The sequence below is a fragment of the Selenomonas sp. AE3005 genome (assembly GCF_000686945.1).
Taxonomy (GTDB): domain Bacteria; phylum Bacillota; class Negativicutes; order Selenomonadales; family Selenomonadaceae; genus Selenomonas_A.
Genome location: NZ_JMME01000007.1, coordinates 48,983 through 65,791, shown reverse-complemented (window position 1 = coordinate 65,791; position 16,809 = coordinate 48,983). Strand labels below are relative to the sequence as shown.

Sequence of the window (16,809 nt, the reverse complement as noted above, 5' to 3'; positions counted from 1 at the left end):
CAGATGGTAAGGGAATTTTTACAGAAATTATGGCATAAGTCCGGCGCCCGGGTAAAAGTGCCCACTGTCCTGCAGATGGAGGCAACGGAATGTGGGGCAGCGGCTTTGGCCATGATACTGGCTCATTATGGCCTGTGGGTTCCTTTGGAAAAACTGCGCGCCGAGTGCGGTGTAAACCGCGATGGCAGCAAGGCCAGCAACGTGATGCGTGCGGCCATGGCCCGCGGCTGCGAAGTACATGGCTATCGCTGGGAGGCGGAGAGCCTTCGGGAAGAACAGGATTATCCCCTGATTATTCACTGGGAGTTTAATCATTTCCTTGTGCTGGAAGGAATTGTGGGGGATACGGTTTACCTAAATGACCCGGCCATGGGGCGGCGTACGGTGCCGTGGTCGGAGTTTGTTACCTCGTATACGGGCATTGCCCTGACTGTCAGACCGTCAGCCAAGTTTAAACCGGCAGGCCATCGCTATAATGTCTTTAAAGCCGTGGCCGTCAAGCTCTGGAAGGATAAGTGGGGCATGATGTTTCTTATCCTGCTGGGGCTGTTCATGATTGTGCCGGGACTGGCATCACCGGTATTCAGTCAGGTCTTTTTGGACGATATTCTCACAGGCAAGCACCGGGATTGGATGCCTAATCTCTGCGTAGCCATGACGCTGTCTTTTGTCGTGTCAGCGGTGCTGACCTGGCTCCGGGCGGTGCTGCTCACCCGTTGGCAGCGCAAGCTGACACTGGCGGATTCGTCCAGTTTTTTCTGGCATTTGCTGCGCCTGCCCATGCATTTTTTTCATCAGCGCTATGCCGCAGAGGTGGCCGGGCGCATTTCGATGAATGAGTCCGTGGCCGGCGTCTTGTCCGGCAGTGCGGCGACGGCAGTGCTCGATGCCTTTGTGGCGTTGTTTTTCCTCTTATTGCTCCTGCAGTATAACGTCCTGCTGACGGCTATCGGCATCGCGTTTATGGTGGTAAATATTGCCGTGATGATGCTGACCAGGCGTCACTTGACGGATTTAGCCATGCGGATTCAGCAGGACGCCGGCAAGGAATATGGTACAGCGATAAATGGGCTGTCCATGATTGACAGCCTCAAGGCCAACGGCAACGAGGGTGATTTCTTTATGAAATGGGCCGGCTACCGGGCCAAGGTGCTGCGCGGCACGCAGGAAACCCAGCTGTGGTCGCTGTCGGTGACCACATTGCCCACGCTGCTGTCCGGGCTCAACGGGGCGTTGATTATGACCTTCGGCGGCTTTTCCATTATGGACGGGGCCATGACTGCCGGTATGTTTGTGGCCTTTCAGCATTTGATGGGCAGCTTTCAGGCACCGGTGGGCAAACTGACGGGCCTCTATAGCAGCCTGCAGACAACGGAAATGCAGATGCAGCGCCTCAATGATGTGCGCTGTTATGAGGTGGATTCCCTTAATTATCCGCCGGAAAATGCGCCGGTGGCGGCCAAAATTCAAGGCCGGCTGTCAGGGGAGCTGGAGTTAAAGGCGGTCAGCTTTGGCTATAGTCCGCTGGAACCGCCCCTGCTGCAGGACTTTAACATGCATTTAAAGCCGGGGCACTGGACAGCGATTGTCGGCGCCTCGGGCAGCGGTAAATCCACGGTGGCCAAGGTTATTACCGGCCTGTACGAGGAATGGGGCGGTCAGGTGCTGCTCGACGGCACGCCCCGGCGGCAGGTGCCGCGCAGTGTAATTGTGACTTCGCTGGCAGCTGTGGACCAGGACGTTTTCCAGATTACCGGTACGGTTGGGGAAAACATTGCCCTGTTTGACCGTTCCCTGCGGCAAAGTGATATTGTCCGGGCGGCCAAGGACGCCTGTATTCACGAAGATATCCTGCAGCTCGAGGGCGGCTATGAGGCTATGGTTTCGGAAGGCGGCAACAACTTCAGCGGCGGCCAGCGGCAGCGGCTCGAAATTGCCCGGGCTCTGGCCGTGAATCCTTCCCTGCTGGTACTGGACGAGGCCACCAGCGCCCTGGACCCCATTACGGAGGAAAAGGTACTGGAAAATATCCGTCACCGGGGCTGTGCCTGCGTGATTATCGCCCATCGGCTGTCCACCATTCGGGACGCAGATGAGATTATCGTCTTGGAACACGGCCGGATAGTGGAACGCGGCCGTCATCGGGATATGATGGCACAGGATGGGCCTTACCGCCGTTTGATTGAGGAACATAGCAGCAAGTGATAGATAAGAGATTGTGGGTTGTGATGGTATGGAATTACAGGCAGGCCGGCGCTGGCAGCTGACAAGTGAAGATAGTTTTCTGGTGCTTACAGCCGGACAGGTGGAAGTTTATGCCGTTACCCGGGACGAACGCCATTATCGGCAGGCTTATTTGCTGAAAATTGAGGCCGGGCAGGCGATTTTTCCGTCAATGGACGAGTTTGGCGAAATGGATATCCTTATTTATGCTGTGACAGATAGCTCGCTGACGGAAAAAACTTTTGCCGGGACGGCGCCGCAGGAATTGCAGCCGCTTATGCAGGCCTGGTTTATGGCGCTCGGAAAAATCAGCTGGCTCAACCGGCTGGCGGCTCTGGGAGATGATATGCTCGTCCTGTGGCCGCAGGGGGAAATGTTTCCGGCAGGGACAGCCAGCACGCAGGAATTGCTGAAAGAATTCAAGCGGCATCAGCAGATTTTTACCATGCTGCAGGGCATGCGCTTTTTGTCAGCGGACAAGCGGCTGCGCCGGCGGCAGGAAATCATTGCCAGACAGAAAAACTGGCTGGTGAAAAATGCCATCAGCAACCTGCTGGGGGAGGACGAAATATATTACGAGGAGAGCAGCACCGAGCAGGGGGGCAAGGCGGTAGAAGAAAATATTTTTATTCTGAAACTCGTGATGAAAGCCTTGTCGATGCAGGAGGCGGATATCAATTTATCTCCTGATATTGCCAAAAAGCTGGATTCCCTGTCCCTGCTGCGGCGGCTGGCGCAAAAGGCCAATGTGCAGCTGCGGCTCGTGCGGCTCGATGAGACTGGCTGGCATAAAAATGACACGGGCGTATTCATTGCCTACTATGGGGCGGACAAGGAGATTGCGGCGCTTATTCCGGAGCGGCCTGGTCTATATAAGCTGGTGACGAGAAAAAATCCCCAGGGGATACGTCTGACCGCAGAGCAGGCTGCCCAATTGGATAAAGACGCCTTTATCTGCTATGCAGGTTTTCCCCGGCGCAAGCTCAAAATCATGGATTTAATGCGCTTTATGTTTCAGCAGTGCTGGAAGGCGGACTATCGGACAATCCTCCTGGTGAGTTTCTTTGCCGGGCTTATTCCTTTGGTCAGCCCTGTTATTACGGAAACCATCTTTCAGGATATACTGCCCATTCTGGACAGGGAAGGGCTGGTGACGGTCACGCAGGTGATGATGGTGACCAGTTTTACCATGGCGGCACTGACCATGATTCGGACAGTGGCGGTTATGCGTATCAGTCTCCACCTGAATATGGCCGTGGAGGCGGCCTTGTGGGGACGGCTCCTGACCTTGCCGCTTAAGTTTTTCCATCAGTTTACCACGGGAGAACTGGCCAGCCGTATGCGCGGCATTGAGGCCGTAAAAGATGTGGTCAGCGGTAATTTTGTGAGCGCTGTCTTTAATACGGTGTTCTCTTTTTGGAGCCTTATCCTCATGTGCTGGTACAGCGTCAAGCTCACGGCGGCGGCCATGGTAATCTGGCTCGTCTGGTGCCTGATTACGGCTTTTGTCTATCGGCGGGTGCTGAGCTTTCAGCGCAAACTCATCGCGGCCAACAATGCCGAGGCCGGTCTGGTACAGCAGATTTTTTCCGGCCTGGGAAAGTTTCGGGTGCATGGGGCCGAGGAGCAGGCCTACCATCTCTGGAGCAAGGTTTTTGGGGAAACGTGGAAATGGAATCTGGCACTGCGCTGGCAGGGCAATTACAATACCATTATTGCGGCAGCCCAGCCCTTTATTCTGACCATGCTGTTGTATTATATAGTGGTTTACGGCATGCAGGAAACGGTGCCTGATGGCAGCGGCGGCCAGATGGTCAAGGAGGGGATTGGCTATGCGCAGTTCATGGCCTTTGAGGCGGCTTTCAGCTCGTTTAATGCCACCCTCAATGCGGTGATTCCCCTGGTGGGCACCTTCTTTACCATTCAGCCGCATATCGAGAATCTGCGGCCGCTCTTGGAGGAAGTGCCGGAGACCACCGAGGATAAACAGGAGGCCGACCCCCTGTCCGGGGCTATTGAAGTCAGCCATCTGACCTTCGCCTATGGGGAAGGGAAAAAAGATGTGCTGCAGGACGTGAGCTTTCAGGTGGCACCGGGCGAAAATGTCGCCATTGTGGGGCATTCCGGCTGCGGTAAATCCACTTTGGTGCGGCTGCTGTTAGGTTTTGAACAGCCGAAAAGCGGCGCTATTTATTATGACGGCCAGTCCCTGGCCGAGTTGTCACCGCCGTCGGTGCGTTCCCAGATGGGCGTGGTACTGCAAAACGGTCAGCTGATGAGCGGCGATATCTTCACCAATATTGTGGGGCAGGCACCGCTCACCCAGGATGATGCCTGGGTGGCCGCCGAGGCGGCCGGCATTGCCGAAGATATCCGGGAAATGCCTATGGGCATGCAGACGGTAATCAGCGAAGGTTCCAACAATATTTCCGGCGGCCAGCGGCAGCGGCTGATGATTGCCAGGGCTTTGGCCGGCAAGCCGTCCATTTTGATTTTTGACGAGGCTACCAGTGCGCTCGACAACCGTACACAGGCTATTGTGACGGAGAGTCTGAACAAACTTAAAACCACGAGAATTGTGATTGCTCACCGGCTGTCCACTATCCGTGAATGTGACCGCATACTGGTCATGGATAAGGGGCGACTGGTGGAAAGCGGCACTTACGATGAACTTTTAGCCCAAAACGGGATTTTTGCCAGATTGGTAAAACGGCAGGTAGCATAGGAGTAGAGTATGGAAGAGAAGGATTGGAACGCCATCGCACAGCAGGCTGTGGCTGATGATGAGGCGTTTGATGAACTGTATGAGCATTTTTTCCCGAAAATATATAATCTGATTTACGCCCGGGTGAAAAATGCCGCCACCGCTGATGATATTGTCAGTGATGTATTTATCAAGATGGTGGAGCATTTGGCGGAGTTCGACAGCAGCAAGGCGTCTTTTGCTACCTGGCTGTCCCGTATAGCCACCCGTACCCTGACGGATTACTACCGCTGGCAAAGCCATCGGCAGAATGTGGAGTGGGACGATGTGTTTTCACCGTCAGTGGACGAAAAGGAACGCCCCGAGGGACAGCTGCTGGTCAAGGAAGGCAAAAGTGAACTGCTTATGGCGCTGGGGAAACTTAGCGAACGCGAGCAGCGGATTATTGAACTGAAATTCTGGGGCGAAATGAGCAATAAAGAAATTGCGGAAACACTGGATGTATCTGCTGCCAATGTCGGCGTTATTCTCTTTAGAGCTATGGGCAGTCTGCGTAAGATTCTGGGCGAAGAATAAGTTTTTATACACTGGCAAAAACTGGTAATATCCAGCAGGTTCAATCGTAAGTAGTAATAAGCAGTAATGCAATGTTAGAAGATTGAAAGGGGGATAACCATGAAAGAGAAAGAATCTGTTAAAAAGCCGGAAAAGCAGGAACTGGACTGTGAAAATATGGATGACGTGGCCGGAGGGGCACAGGTCGAAATACAAAATGTTGTTAAGGATAATAAAGAGCCGGTGGATATCGGTTCTACCGTAATCATCAACGTGTAAGGAGAATCGACATGAGCAGCGCCAAGAAGGAAAGAAAACTGCATAAGGCAGTGGCAATGCTTATGTTAACGGCCTGCGTCTGGGGGCCTATGGGGATGGGCATTGCCCAGGCAGATGTGCACGAGGATACAGGACCAGCCAATGAGAATGGTATTGTTGAAGTTCCCAACCGTATTATCTTGATTAAAGAAGGTTACCATCAAGGTGGCCGTGATCTGTATATAAGAGGTACAGGCAGTACGCCGATAACTGTTTATGGCGGCGAGTACAATCAGGCAGGTGGGACAACAAAGACAGCCAATCTGGACGGAGCAAACTCATTTGTGGATATATACGGTGGCTATCATGATGAACAGGGGGTTAATGTAACTAACAATATCGTCAATGTGGATACCGGTAATGCTGGCTGGGTGGTTTATGATGATCCGCAAAAGATACAGGATAGCACGCATTATAATAAATTGATAATAAATAACACTTCTGCCAGCAATAAGCTGGCGATGAATGTTATAGCTGGTCATGCTTTTCGGGGTGAGGCCAGTGGCAATGTCATCAATCTGAATGGCGGGGCATTGGCTGACTATGTAATTGCCGCCGAAACGCAGGATTATGATGATGGCACAGGATTCAAGGTGGACGATGATGCGGTGTCACGGCTGCACGATAACACCGTCAATATCAATGCCAATATGGAACTGGCAGCTGCCAAAATATATGGTGCGGCGGTATTTCATCAGGCTGACCGCAGCCGTAAACCATTTATGGGCACCAATAATACCTTGAATACTTATGTGAAAGACCAGCAAGTGGGGGAACTGGGTGGTTTTAACACGTACAACTTCTATCTGCCCCAGGGCACTAAGTCCGGGGATACCCTGGTAACAGTGGTGGGGGGGAATGCTACTGTTATCAGCGCCAGCACCGTCAGGGGCATCGTGGAAAAGACGGGCAGCTTGCCGTTCGGTTCAACCGTGAATTTGCTCGTAAATGCAAGCGGTGTGACCGCTGGGGCCGGGACGATTTACCAAGGTATCCACAAGGATACAGGCCTGTCAACGGGGGATATCAACAGCAAGCTTTACGAACTGGTGGTGTATAAGGCAGACAGCAGTCATGTGGTGCTGAAAGTGGTAGCCTTAAACCGCCTGCATTTTTCCACGAAAAGTATAGTCCAGGCTAAGATGCCGACGCTTATCAATCGGGGTGCGGATTTTCTGTCTGGTGATGCGGCGCAAAGTGCAGACGCGGCAGGCGCGCAGGTATATACACCGTTCTATGCACTAAGCTACAGCGATATGCGGCACACGACCGGGTCGTATGTGGACATGAGAGGCACCTGCATGGTGGTGGGCATGTCCAAAAAGACAGAAAAAAATGGCCGGCGCACTTTGTTGGCACCGGTGTTTGAATACGGATACGGCAATTATGACGCCTGCTTAGATGAGGGCACTTGCGGTCAGGGCAATAGCAGATATTACGGTATAGGCTTTGTTTTCCGCAACACCTTTAAGGACGGCAGTTTCTATGAGGGCAGTTTGCGGGGCGGCAGGCTGAATTTGGATTACTCCACAAACGACTATGTTTATAATGGGCAAAAGACCCATGAAAACTTTGACTCATCTACGTTTTACGCAGGTGCACATTTGGGCGCAGGACGGGAAGTAAATTGGCAGCCACGCCATAAAATAACGTACTATGGGAAATTCTTCTATACGCATACCGGGGCTGAGGATATCCGTTTAAGCAACGGACAGCTTTATCAAACGAGCCATGTGAACAGCGAACGGTTGCGTTTGGGAATTCGGGATAGTTATGAGCTTGATAAAAAGAATAAACTGTATTGTGGCCTGGCTTGGGAATATGAGTTCGATGGTTCAGCCTATGCCACCTATGATGGTTTGCGCACAGAGACGCCACAGCTCCGAGGCAGCAGCTATATGCTGGAACTTGGCTGGGTGGTAAAGCCTAAAGGCAATGACCATTTAAGCGTTGACGTATCCGCCACCGGCTGGCTGGGCAGACAGCGCGGTATTACGGGGAGATTAGGTATAAACTGGATGTTTTGAAACCATAAAAATGGCGAAAAAATTAAAATAGGGGTTTACAAGCCCCGGTCAATGTAGTATTATATTACTTGTTCGGGACGTAGCGCAGTTTGGTAGCGCGCTTCCTTGGGGTGGAAGAGGTCGTGGGTTCAAATCCCGTCGTTCCGACCATTTAGTAAATACAAGAGCTGTTCTTCGGAACGGCTCTTTTTTCGTAAAAACGTAGTAAGGAGAATGTCGAAGATGAGCATTTTAAACGTTTCCCATTTATCCCACAGCTATGGCGGCCGGGAGATTTTTGAGGACGTTAGTTTCCGTCTGCTGAAAGGTGAACATGTGGCCCTCGTGGGGGCCAATGGTGAAGGCAAGTCCACGTTCCTGGCTATCATTACGGGCCAGCTTACGCCGGACGCCGGTACGGTGGAATGGGCACGGCGCGTAAAGGTTGGTTACCTTGACCAGCACGCTGTCCTGCAGCCGGGTATGACCATCCGCGACACGCTGCGCACCGCCTTTGATGATATGGTTAAGGCCGAGCAGGAAATGCTGGCCGCCTATGACAAGATGGGCGACGCCACGCCGGAGGAAATGGATATACTCATGCGTGATGTGGGCGATATTCAGGATATGCTCGAGGCCGGCAGTTACTATACCATTGATGCCCGCATTGAAGAAGTGGCCGGCGGTTTGGGACTGCGTGATATCGGCCTTGACAAGAAGGTCGATGAACTTTCCGGCGGTCAGCGTACCAAGGTGCTCCTGACCAAGCTGCTCCTGCAGAATCCGGAAATTTTGATTTTGGACGAGCCGACCAACTACCTCGATGTGGAACATATCACCTGGCTCAAAAACTATCTGACGAACTACGAGAACGCTTTTATCCTCGTGTCCCATGATGTGCCGTTCCTCAATGCCGTGACTAATGTGATTTATCATGTGGATAATCTCCATCTCGACCGCTATACGGGCAGTTATGAAAAATTTGAGGAAATGGCGGCCTTAAAGCGCAAGCAGGAAGAGGCGGCTTACGAGCGGCAGCAGGCTGAGATTAAAAAGGAACAGGACTTTATTCAGCGTAACAAGGCCCGGGTGGCCACCCGGGGCATGGCTAACAGCCGCCAGAAGAAACTCGATAAGATGGAAGTTCTGACCAAGCGGCAGGAAAAACCAAAACCGCATTTTAATTTCCAGTCTGACCGCACGCCGTCCCGTTTTGTCATCGAGGCCAAACGGCTGGTGCTCGGTTATGACACGGCGCTGACCAGCCCCGTGGACATTCAGGTGGAACGCGGCAAGAAAATTGCCATTCGCGGTACTAACGGCCTGGGTAAGTCCACTCTGCTCAAAACCTTGCTGGGCATGATTCGCCCCATCAGCGGCCATATTGAACAGGGCGAGTTCGTCAGTGTGGGCTACTTTGAACAGGAAAGTGCCGCCGGCAACAATAATACGGCGCTCGAGGAACTCTGGCAGGAGTATCCCGGCATGACCAACTTCGAAGTGCGAGCGGCTCTGGCCTCCTGTGGTCTTACGAATGACCATATCACGACGAAAATGCTGGCCCTGTCCGGCGGTGAGGCGGCCAAAGTCCGCCTGTGCAAAATCATGCAAAAGCCGGTAAACCTGCTGGTGCTGGACGAGCCTACCAATCACTTGGACGTGGAGGCCAAGAAAGAACTGAAACGCGCTATCAAGGAATACAAGGGGACTGTCCTTTTGGTTTCCCATGAACCAGAGTTCTATGAGGACTTCGTAGATTCTGTTTGGAATATCGAACGCTGGACGACAAAAATCATTTAATACCTTGCATAATTTTGGCAGGGAAACAGGCCGTCGAAAGAGAATTTAACTGTAATAAATTCTTTTTTGACGGTCTGTTTTTTTTTCGTTGTTTGCAAGGCTTGTACAGCAAAAAAACGCAGGGATGGTGCAGATAATGATGTTATATAAGGCAAAAAAAAGATATAGAGGGGGCCTGCTGTGCTTATGGCTGCTGGCGGTGTGTCTGTGGTGGCTGGCCCTGCCGGTACAGGCGGAGGAGGATACCACGTCCTATTATGACCGGCCGATAGTACGTGTGGGATTCTACCAGATGGACGGTTATCACATGAAAGGTGATAATGGCCGGCTGTCCGGTTATGGCTATGATTATCTGCAGATGATTGAAAGTTACACAGCTTGGTCGTATGATTACATCGGCTATGACAAAGGCTGGCAGGAAATGTTTGACCTGCTCGACGCCGGGGAAATTGATTTAATTACAGGCGTGCAGAAAACTCCTGACCGGGAGAAAAAATATGTGTTTTCGACAGAACCCATGAGCAGCAGCTCGCTGTTATTCACCACCTTGCAGGATAATGACAAATATGTTTCCGGCGATGTTTCCACTTATAATGGTATGCGTGTGGGCGTGCTGATTGGGAATAAGCGGACTGACGAATTTGCCGCCTTTGCTGCCGAACATGGCTTTAAGTACACGCCGGTATATTTTCCCTCCGTGGCGCTGGAGGTGGCGGCGCTGAAAAGTGGTGAAGTCGATGGGATTGTCACCAGCAGTAAACGCATTGTCAACGGGGAAAAAATTCTGGAGATGCGTAATCCCCAGCCCCTTTATTGTTTGACACGGCCGGATAAGGCCTGGATTATTGACAGGATAAACAAGGCCCAGGCCAAAATGAATTTTTCGGAACCTGGCTGGGTGTACTCCCTGACTAATCTTTACTATTCCGATGTCATGGGACGCATGATGTCCATATCGCCGGAAGGGCTGCGTTTCCTGCGCGAATTGCGCAGCTCGGACAGGGTGTATAAGGTAGCGCTTATGCCCAATGCCGAGCCCTATTCCTGGTTTGATGCTGACGGTCAGCCCCAAGGTATATTGCCGGATATTTTTAAACTCATTGCCAAGAATATGGGGATAAAATACAAGATTATATCTGTAAAGACGCAGAAAGAGTACCAGCAGCTGCTGGAGTATGGTGATGCGGATATTGTTCTGGGAATGAGCTCTAACTATTATGAGGTCGAAAAAATTGATTATGAACTGACACACCCGATTCTGCGCGCCACCCTGGTGCAGCTGTTCATCAATGAGCAGGACCGTAATAATGGGCTGATTGGTGTGACCAGCAACGTAAAGCGCAAACTAGGTATGACCGGCAACCTGCCGCAAAATATATCCCAGCAAGAGTTTGATTCGCCGGAGCAGGCTATAACGTCGCTGAAGGCCGGACATTGTGGCAGCGTCTATATGTTGAGCCTTATCGGTCAGAACTGCGTGAATAAAGATGACAGTAACCGGCTGCACATGACCATTGTGCCAGGCATGGCGGTGGATTTGCGTCTGGGGATAAACGGCAGGCTGGACCCGTTGTTCTTTGAGGTTATTTCGGCAGCGGCACCGAATCCTGGCGATTATGAAGTTCAGGAAATCCTTAACCGTTATGCCGATTTGCAGCCGCGCCCAATGACACTGGAGGGACTTTTCTATGCTCATCCCATTCAGTTCCTCATTATGGCGGTGTTGATATTAGGGCTGATTGCCATGATAGTCATTACCTCTATCCGCAACCGGGCTGCCAATCAGGACGAACAGCGGCGCCGTGATATTGATGCGGTTATGAGCTACGTCTGCCGCCTTAATGAAATTGTGGTCAAGGTGAACCTGGACACGCGTACGGCGACAGAATATCATATCGATACGGACGGTCATTTATCCGTGGATGTTATACCACATAACGTGGAGCGTTATATTCATTACCTGCATCCTGATGATTATAGAAGATTTCAGGCGGGCGGTGAGTATGATCAGGAGATACAGGCGGCGTTTGCCAAGCAGCAAAGCTATTATTGTGAAGTCCGGAAACGCGATGAGAGCAAGGTAGATGGCTATTGTTACTATTCCTGCCAATTCCAGCCCATATTGGTAAATAACCGGCTGGAAGGGTTCTACTTCTACCGGCAGGATATTGATGATAAACGCCGCAAGGAACTAGAACAGCGGAAAAATCTGTTTGATGCTCTGGAAAATGCCCGGCATGCCAGTGCGGCCAAAGGTGATTTCCTGTCCCGTATGAGCCATGAAATCCGCACGCCGCTCAATGCGATTATCGGCTACCTGACCATAGGCGGACAGGCCGGCAATACGGAGGAAAAGCTGCGCTATGCCATTGATAAAAGTGAAATAGCAGCCCAGCACCTGCTGTCCCTTATCAATGATGTGCTTGATTTGTCGTCAATTGAGCAGGGAAAACTGCAACTGGCTGATGAAGAATTCTCCCTTGATGAAATGCTGACGGAAATCAAGACGATTTTCAACGGTCAGGTGGAGAAGAAGAATATTACCATGGTTGTAGATACGGAACAGGTCAAACATGACAGTCTGATAGGCGATGCCCTGCGTATTAAGCAGGTACTGATGAACATCGTGTCCAATGCGGTAAAATTCACGCCCGAGGGCGGCCGTATCGAGATTGTGATTAAGCAGGTCCTGCGGCCGAACAATATCTTCTTCACTAATTTTGAAATCACCGATACCGGTGTGGGTATGAGCAGTGAGTATCTGGAAAAAATCTTTAAACCTTTTGTGCAGGAAAATGCCCAGGTTGCCAAAAAATATGGCGGCAGCGGTCTGGGCATGGCCATTACCCATAATCTGGTGAAAATGATGCAGGGCTCTATTGAGGTGCGCAGTGTGCAGGGAGAAGGCTCCAGCTTTTACGTATCATTGCCCTTAAAGGGCGCTGCGGCACCTGTGGCCGAAGGAGACGCAGCTATCGGCGAGGAGCGTTCCTTTGACGGCGTACGCCTCCTGTTGGTAGAAGATAATGAAATGAACCGGGAAATTTCGGAAACGATTTTGTCCCAGCAGGGATTTATCATCGATACGGCTGAAGATGGACAGGTGGCAGTGGATAAATTTACCGCTGCTCCGGCTGGTACATATAAGGCCATTCTTATGGACGTGCAGATGCCGGTTTTGGATGGCTATGGTGCCACCCAGGCCATTCGGCGCAGTTCCCATCCCGAGGCAGCGACCATTCCCATCATCGCAGTAACCGCAGATGTATTTACTGATGATGTGGCCCGCGTCATGGCCTGCGGTATGAATGATTACCTCAGTAAGCCTATCGATTTCCACAAGCTGATTGTCAAGTTGAAGAAATATACATAGTAAAAAGCCTTCCCCTGATGGGGAAGGCTTTTGGAAAAAGGAATATTATTTGAAATAACGGTCGAGCAGACCTTTGAAACCACGGCCATGACGGGCCTCGTCTTTGCACATTTCATGTACGGTATCATGAACAGCGTCCAGATTCAGCTGTTTAGCAAGGACAGCCAGTTCCTTCTTGCCGGCGCAGGCACCGTGTTCAGCGTCTACACGCATGGTCAGGTTTTTCTTAGTGCTGTTGGTGAGGACTTCACCTAAGAGCTCGGCAAATTTAGCAGCATGTTCTGCCTCTTCCCAAGCATAACGTTTGAATGCCTCAGCGATTTCCGGATAACCTTCTCTATCTGCCTGACGGCTCATGGCCAGGTACATACCAACTTCGGAACATTCACCGGTGAAATTCTGACGCAGACCTTCGATAATACGCGGGTCAACATCCTTAGCGGTGCCTACGTGATGTTCATCAGCGTAGTTCATTTCACCCGTCTGTTCGGTGAATTTGGAGGCTGGTGCTTTACAAATCGGACATACATCTGGCGCGCTATCGCCTTCATGAACGTAACCGCAAACAGTGCAAACAAATTTCTTCATAACTTAAAACCTCCCAAAATATATACATTTAGTAAAAATCAATTATATGGCTTGCTCATTGCCATGCCTTAATTATAGGGGACAGAAAATAAAAGATAAATAGCTAAAAATGGCAATTTAAACAAAATAACTCATTGTAAGGTCATTATTCTTTAAAATACGACGATTTACGTATTTTTTAAATATTATTGTTAACGGATAATGATTATTGATTAGTGCGGCCAAATTTAAGTGGCAAAATGAGAACAATGGTGTTAAAATAAAAAAGATAATGTTTTATCGTTAAGAGGAGAAAGGAAACTATGTTTACCTGTATAACAAATTCTCCCGAGGAAACCGGCCACCTAGCCGAGCTGGTTGGTCAAAAGATTCGGGAGGGAACCGTGCTTTGCCTGGAGGGCGACCTGGGGGCTGGCAAGACGCTGTTTGTACAAAGTCTGGCCAGGACACTGGGCGTCGAGGGAGATGTGACGAGCCCCACGTTCAATCTCATGAATGTATATGAGGGGATTTGCCGCATTTACCATTTTGACCTATACCGGCTGGAAACAGAAGAGGAACTTGATGATATCGGCTTTTATGAGTACACGGAGGAGCCGGAGGGAATTGTGGTCATTGAATGGCCGGATAAATTCCCGGAGTCAATGCCGGAAGATTATATAGAAGTACGTATTCGCAAAATAGGCGAGGATTCTGATGTACGGCAGTTTGACTTTGCCAGTGTGGGAGAAAAGAATCAGGAATTCATAAAGGAGTTGGAGTTATTTGTTGGTGCTGGCCATTGATACCGCTACGCAGGTTTCCAGCGTAGCGGTGGCAAGTGAGGGGCGGCTGCTTTCCGAGCTGACCATGCAGGGGAAACTTACCCATTCGGAAACGTTGCTGCCTCATATTGAGCAGGTACTGAAAATGGCTGCCGTGGATAAGAGCCAGCTGACGGGCATTGTGGTGAGCAATGGCCCGGGTTCTTTTACGGGCCTAAGGATTGGTCTGGCAGCCGCCAAGGCCATGAGTTATGTGCTGGGTATTCCCCTGGTGGGCGTTTCTACCTTGCAGGCTATGGCGTATCAGCTGCCTGTGCCGGGTGTGCGCCTTATGTGCCTGCTTGACGCGCAGAAGGGCAATGCCTATGTGGAAAGTTATAGGTGGGAGAATAACACCCTGCAGGTGGCTGAGGCCGTTAAAGTGGCCAAAATCAGTGACATTGTGGCTGGATGCGGCCAGCTTGCTGAGCAGGTAATCCTTTTGGGGGATGCGGTGCAGAAGAAGATTGCCGGTAAAATCGAACTGCCGGCCAATGTCAGCACAGCCATGCCCCATCTCGTTATGCCCCGGGCAGCTTGTGTGGCCATGCTGGGGCAGCAGCGGCTTTTGGCTGGTGACGCAGACAACGTGATGGATTTGGAACCGGTGTATATCCGCCGCAGTGAAGCGGAAGTGCTTTGGGAAAAACGCCATCCGGAAGAGGCTAGTGTACCACCTCGTCCATAACAGCATAAATAATTGTCAGAGATGTAGTCAGATGCTAGGAAGAGGAAGGCGGCATAGCGGTGGCTATGCCAACTGACGATGACAACGCAGATGGCTGCATATCTGACGATTATTGCAGCTATGGACGAGGCGGTACACTATGGTCACGAAACCCACCGAGGAAATGTAATTTAAATGCAAGAAAGAGGAGATGTAATGGACACTGTTCCTTTAGATAGTATAGATGTAAATCATATGGAATTTCGGGAGATGGCTCCCGAGGACGCGGACGCTGTAGAAATCGTGGAAAAGGCCTGTTTTGCCATTCCCTGGTCGCGTGAGTCTTTTTGGAAGGAAGCGCAGAACGAAAATACCTTGTATCTGCTGGCCCTGGATGGCGAGCGGGTGATTGGCTATGTTGGCTGCTGGATTTCCTATGAGGAGGCCCAGATTACCAATGTGGCTATTCTGCCGGAATACCGGGGGAAACGCATTGGTACGCGGATGTTTGGCGAGATTATCGACCGGGTGAAGGAAAAAGGCGTAACGGCCATGACACTCGAAGTCAGACCGTCAAATGCGCCGGCACTGGCACTCTACAAGGGCTATGGTTTCAAGGAGGCCGGCCGCCGTCCGAAATACTATCAGGATAACGGTGAAGATGCCATTATCATGTGGAATACGAAACTCTGATTGTGTAGATAAGGTGACGGAAGTTTTTATGGAAAAGAAAAAGGAAGAACTGCTGACACTGGCAATTGAGTCCAGCTGTGATGAAACTTCGGCGGCAGTTTTACGGGGCGGCCGGGAGATACTGGCAAATATTATCTCCACGCAGATTCCCATTCATCAGAAATTCGGCGGAGTAGTGCCGGAAATCGCCTCACGCAAACATATTGTAAATATCATGCCGGTAATTGATGAGTGCCTGCGTACGGCCGGCGTGGAACTAAAAGATATCGACCAGGTGGCCGTAACGTATGGCCCAGGACTCGTTGGAGCTTTGCTGGTCGGTGTGTCGGCGGCTAAGTCTTTGGCGTTTTCGCTGGGCAAGCCGCTTATCGGCGTCAATCATCTGGAAGGGCATATCTTTGCTAATTTCCTGGCGGCACCGGATTTGGAACCGCCGTTTATGGCTCTTGTAGTATCCGGCGGTCATACGGCACTTGTCGATGTGCAGGGGTATAATCGTTTCCGCATGATGGGACAGACGCGTGATGATGCGGCCGGTGAGGCTTTTGATAAGATTGCCCGGGTGATGGGGCTGCCGTATCCCGGCGGTCCGCGCATTGATGCGCTGGCCAAGGAGGGAAATCCGCTGGCGATTGATTTTCCGCAGGCGCTTACGGAAAAGGGAAATTATGAGTTCAGTTTCAGCGGCCTGAAATCGGCAGTGCTCAATTACATCAACAGTGAGAAGATGAAGGGGCACGAGCTCAATAAGGCTGATATTGCCGCATCGTTTCAGCGTTCGGTTATCGAGGTGCTGGTTGGCAAGGCGTTCCAGGCGGTTAAAGAGGCCGGACGCGATACCTTGGTACTGGCCGGCGGTGTGGCAGCCAACAGCGGTCTGGAGGCCCGCCTGCGCGAAGAGGCGGAGAAACAGGGCGTAAGGTTCCTGTATCCGGATAAGATTTTGTGTACCGATAATGCGGCGATGATTGGGTGCCGTGGGTACTATCAGGCGCTTGATGGCGGGTATAGTGATTTGTACCTTAATGCGGTGCCGGGGCTTAGCCTCACAGACAAATAAGTTTATAAGATACGTTCCA

12 protein-coding genes and 1 tRNA gene are annotated in these 16,809 nt (G+C 51.2%); 12 read left to right on the top strand and 1 reads right to left on the bottom strand.

Features of this window, described 5'->3' with window-relative positions; genetic code table 11:
* Positions 1–3: 3 nt before the first annotated feature.
* The 8 genes from DL94_RS0106420 (at position 4) to DL94_RS15250 (ending at position 12,979) form a co-directional block, all read left to right on the top strand.
* On the top strand, positions 4–2,205 hold the full coding sequence (locus DL94_RS0106420; protein WP_028129456.1) for an NHLP family bacteriocin export ABC transporter peptidase/permease/ATPase subunit: 2,202 nt from the start codon (positions 4–6) through the stop codon (positions 2,203–2,205).
* 28 nt (positions 2,206–2,233) lie between these two features.
* A complete protein-coding gene (locus DL94_RS14400) occupies positions 2,234–4,948 on the top strand; it encodes an NHLP bacteriocin export ABC transporter permease/ATPase subunit (RefSeq protein WP_051586351.1) in 2,715 nt (904 codons plus the stop codon).
* 9 nt (positions 4,949–4,957) lie between these two features.
* The gene (locus DL94_RS0106410) at positions 4,958–5,503 is read left to right on the top strand and encodes an RNA polymerase sigma factor (RefSeq protein ID WP_028129455.1); all 546 of its coding nucleotides are present in this window, start codon (positions 4,958–4,960) and stop codon (positions 5,501–5,503) included.
* A 99-nt stretch (positions 5,504–5,602) separates the two neighbouring features.
* Positions 5,603–5,761: a hypothetical protein gene (locus DL94_RS16020; protein WP_156031708.1), complete on the top strand. Its 159-nt coding sequence runs from the start codon at positions 5,603–5,605 to the stop codon at positions 5,759–5,761.
* An 11-nt stretch (positions 5,762–5,772) separates the two neighbouring features.
* The gene (locus DL94_RS14395) at positions 5,773–7,827 is read left to right on the top strand and encodes an autotransporter outer membrane beta-barrel domain-containing protein (RefSeq protein WP_037371458.1); all 2,055 of its coding nucleotides are present in this window, start codon (positions 5,773–5,775) and stop codon (positions 7,825–7,827) included.
* Between the two features lie 73 nt (positions 7,828–7,900).
* Positions 7,901–7,977, top strand: a tRNA-Pro gene (locus tag DL94_RS0106395).
* Between the two features lie 72 nt (positions 7,978–8,049).
* Entirely contained in the window at positions 8,050–9,606 is a 1,557-nt protein-coding gene (gene abc-f, locus DL94_RS0106390) for a ribosomal protection-like ABC-F family protein (RefSeq protein WP_028129454.1), read from the top strand.
* Positions 9,607–9,742: 136 nt separating this feature from the next.
* Positions 9,743–12,979 carry an ATP-binding protein gene (locus DL94_RS15250; protein WP_051586350.1) on the top strand — a complete coding sequence of 1,079 codons (3,237 nt, stop codon included), beginning with the start codon at positions 9,743–9,745 and terminating at the stop codon, positions 12,977–12,979.
* A gap of 45 nt (positions 12,980–13,024) precedes the next feature.
* Here DL94_RS15250 and DL94_RS0106380 read toward each other — a convergent pair whose 3' ends face one another.
* Positions 13,025–13,567 (bottom strand): NADH peroxidase, encoded by a 543-nt coding sequence (locus DL94_RS0106380; RefSeq protein ID WP_028129453.1) that lies wholly within the window; start codon positions 13,565–13,567, stop codon positions 13,025–13,027.
* Positions 13,568–13,869: 302 nt separating this feature from the next.
* Between DL94_RS0106380 and tsaE the strand changes: the two genes are divergently transcribed.
* The 4 genes from tsaE (at position 13,870) to tsaD (ending at position 16,790) form a co-directional block, all read left to right on the top strand.
* The gene (gene tsaE, locus DL94_RS0106375) at positions 13,870–14,352 is read left to right on the top strand and encodes a tRNA (adenosine(37)-N6)-threonylcarbamoyltransferase complex ATPase subunit type 1 TsaE (protein ID WP_028129452.1); all 483 of its coding nucleotides are present in this window, start codon (positions 13,870–13,872) and stop codon (positions 14,350–14,352) included.
* A complete protein-coding gene (tsaB, locus tag DL94_RS0106370; protein ID WP_028129451.1) occupies positions 14,333–15,058 on the top strand; it encodes a tRNA (adenosine(37)-N6)-threonylcarbamoyltransferase complex dimerization subunit type 1 TsaB in 726 nt (241 codons plus the stop codon). The genes tsaE and tsaB overlap by 20 nt, the downstream gene beginning before the upstream one ends.
* Positions 15,059–15,253: 195 nt before the next feature.
* Positions 15,254–15,730 carry a ribosomal protein S18-alanine N-acetyltransferase gene (gene rimI / locus DL94_RS0106365; RefSeq protein WP_081798775.1) on the top strand — a complete coding sequence of 159 codons (477 nt, stop codon included), beginning with the start codon at positions 15,254–15,256 and terminating at the stop codon, positions 15,728–15,730.
* Between the two features lie 28 nt (positions 15,731–15,758).
* On the top strand, positions 15,759–16,790 hold the full coding sequence (tsaD, locus tag DL94_RS0106360) for a tRNA (adenosine(37)-N6)-threonylcarbamoyltransferase complex transferase subunit TsaD (protein WP_028129449.1): 1,032 nt from the start codon (positions 15,759–15,761) through the stop codon (positions 16,788–16,790).
* The last annotated feature ends 19 nt before the right edge of the window (positions 16,791–16,809 follow it).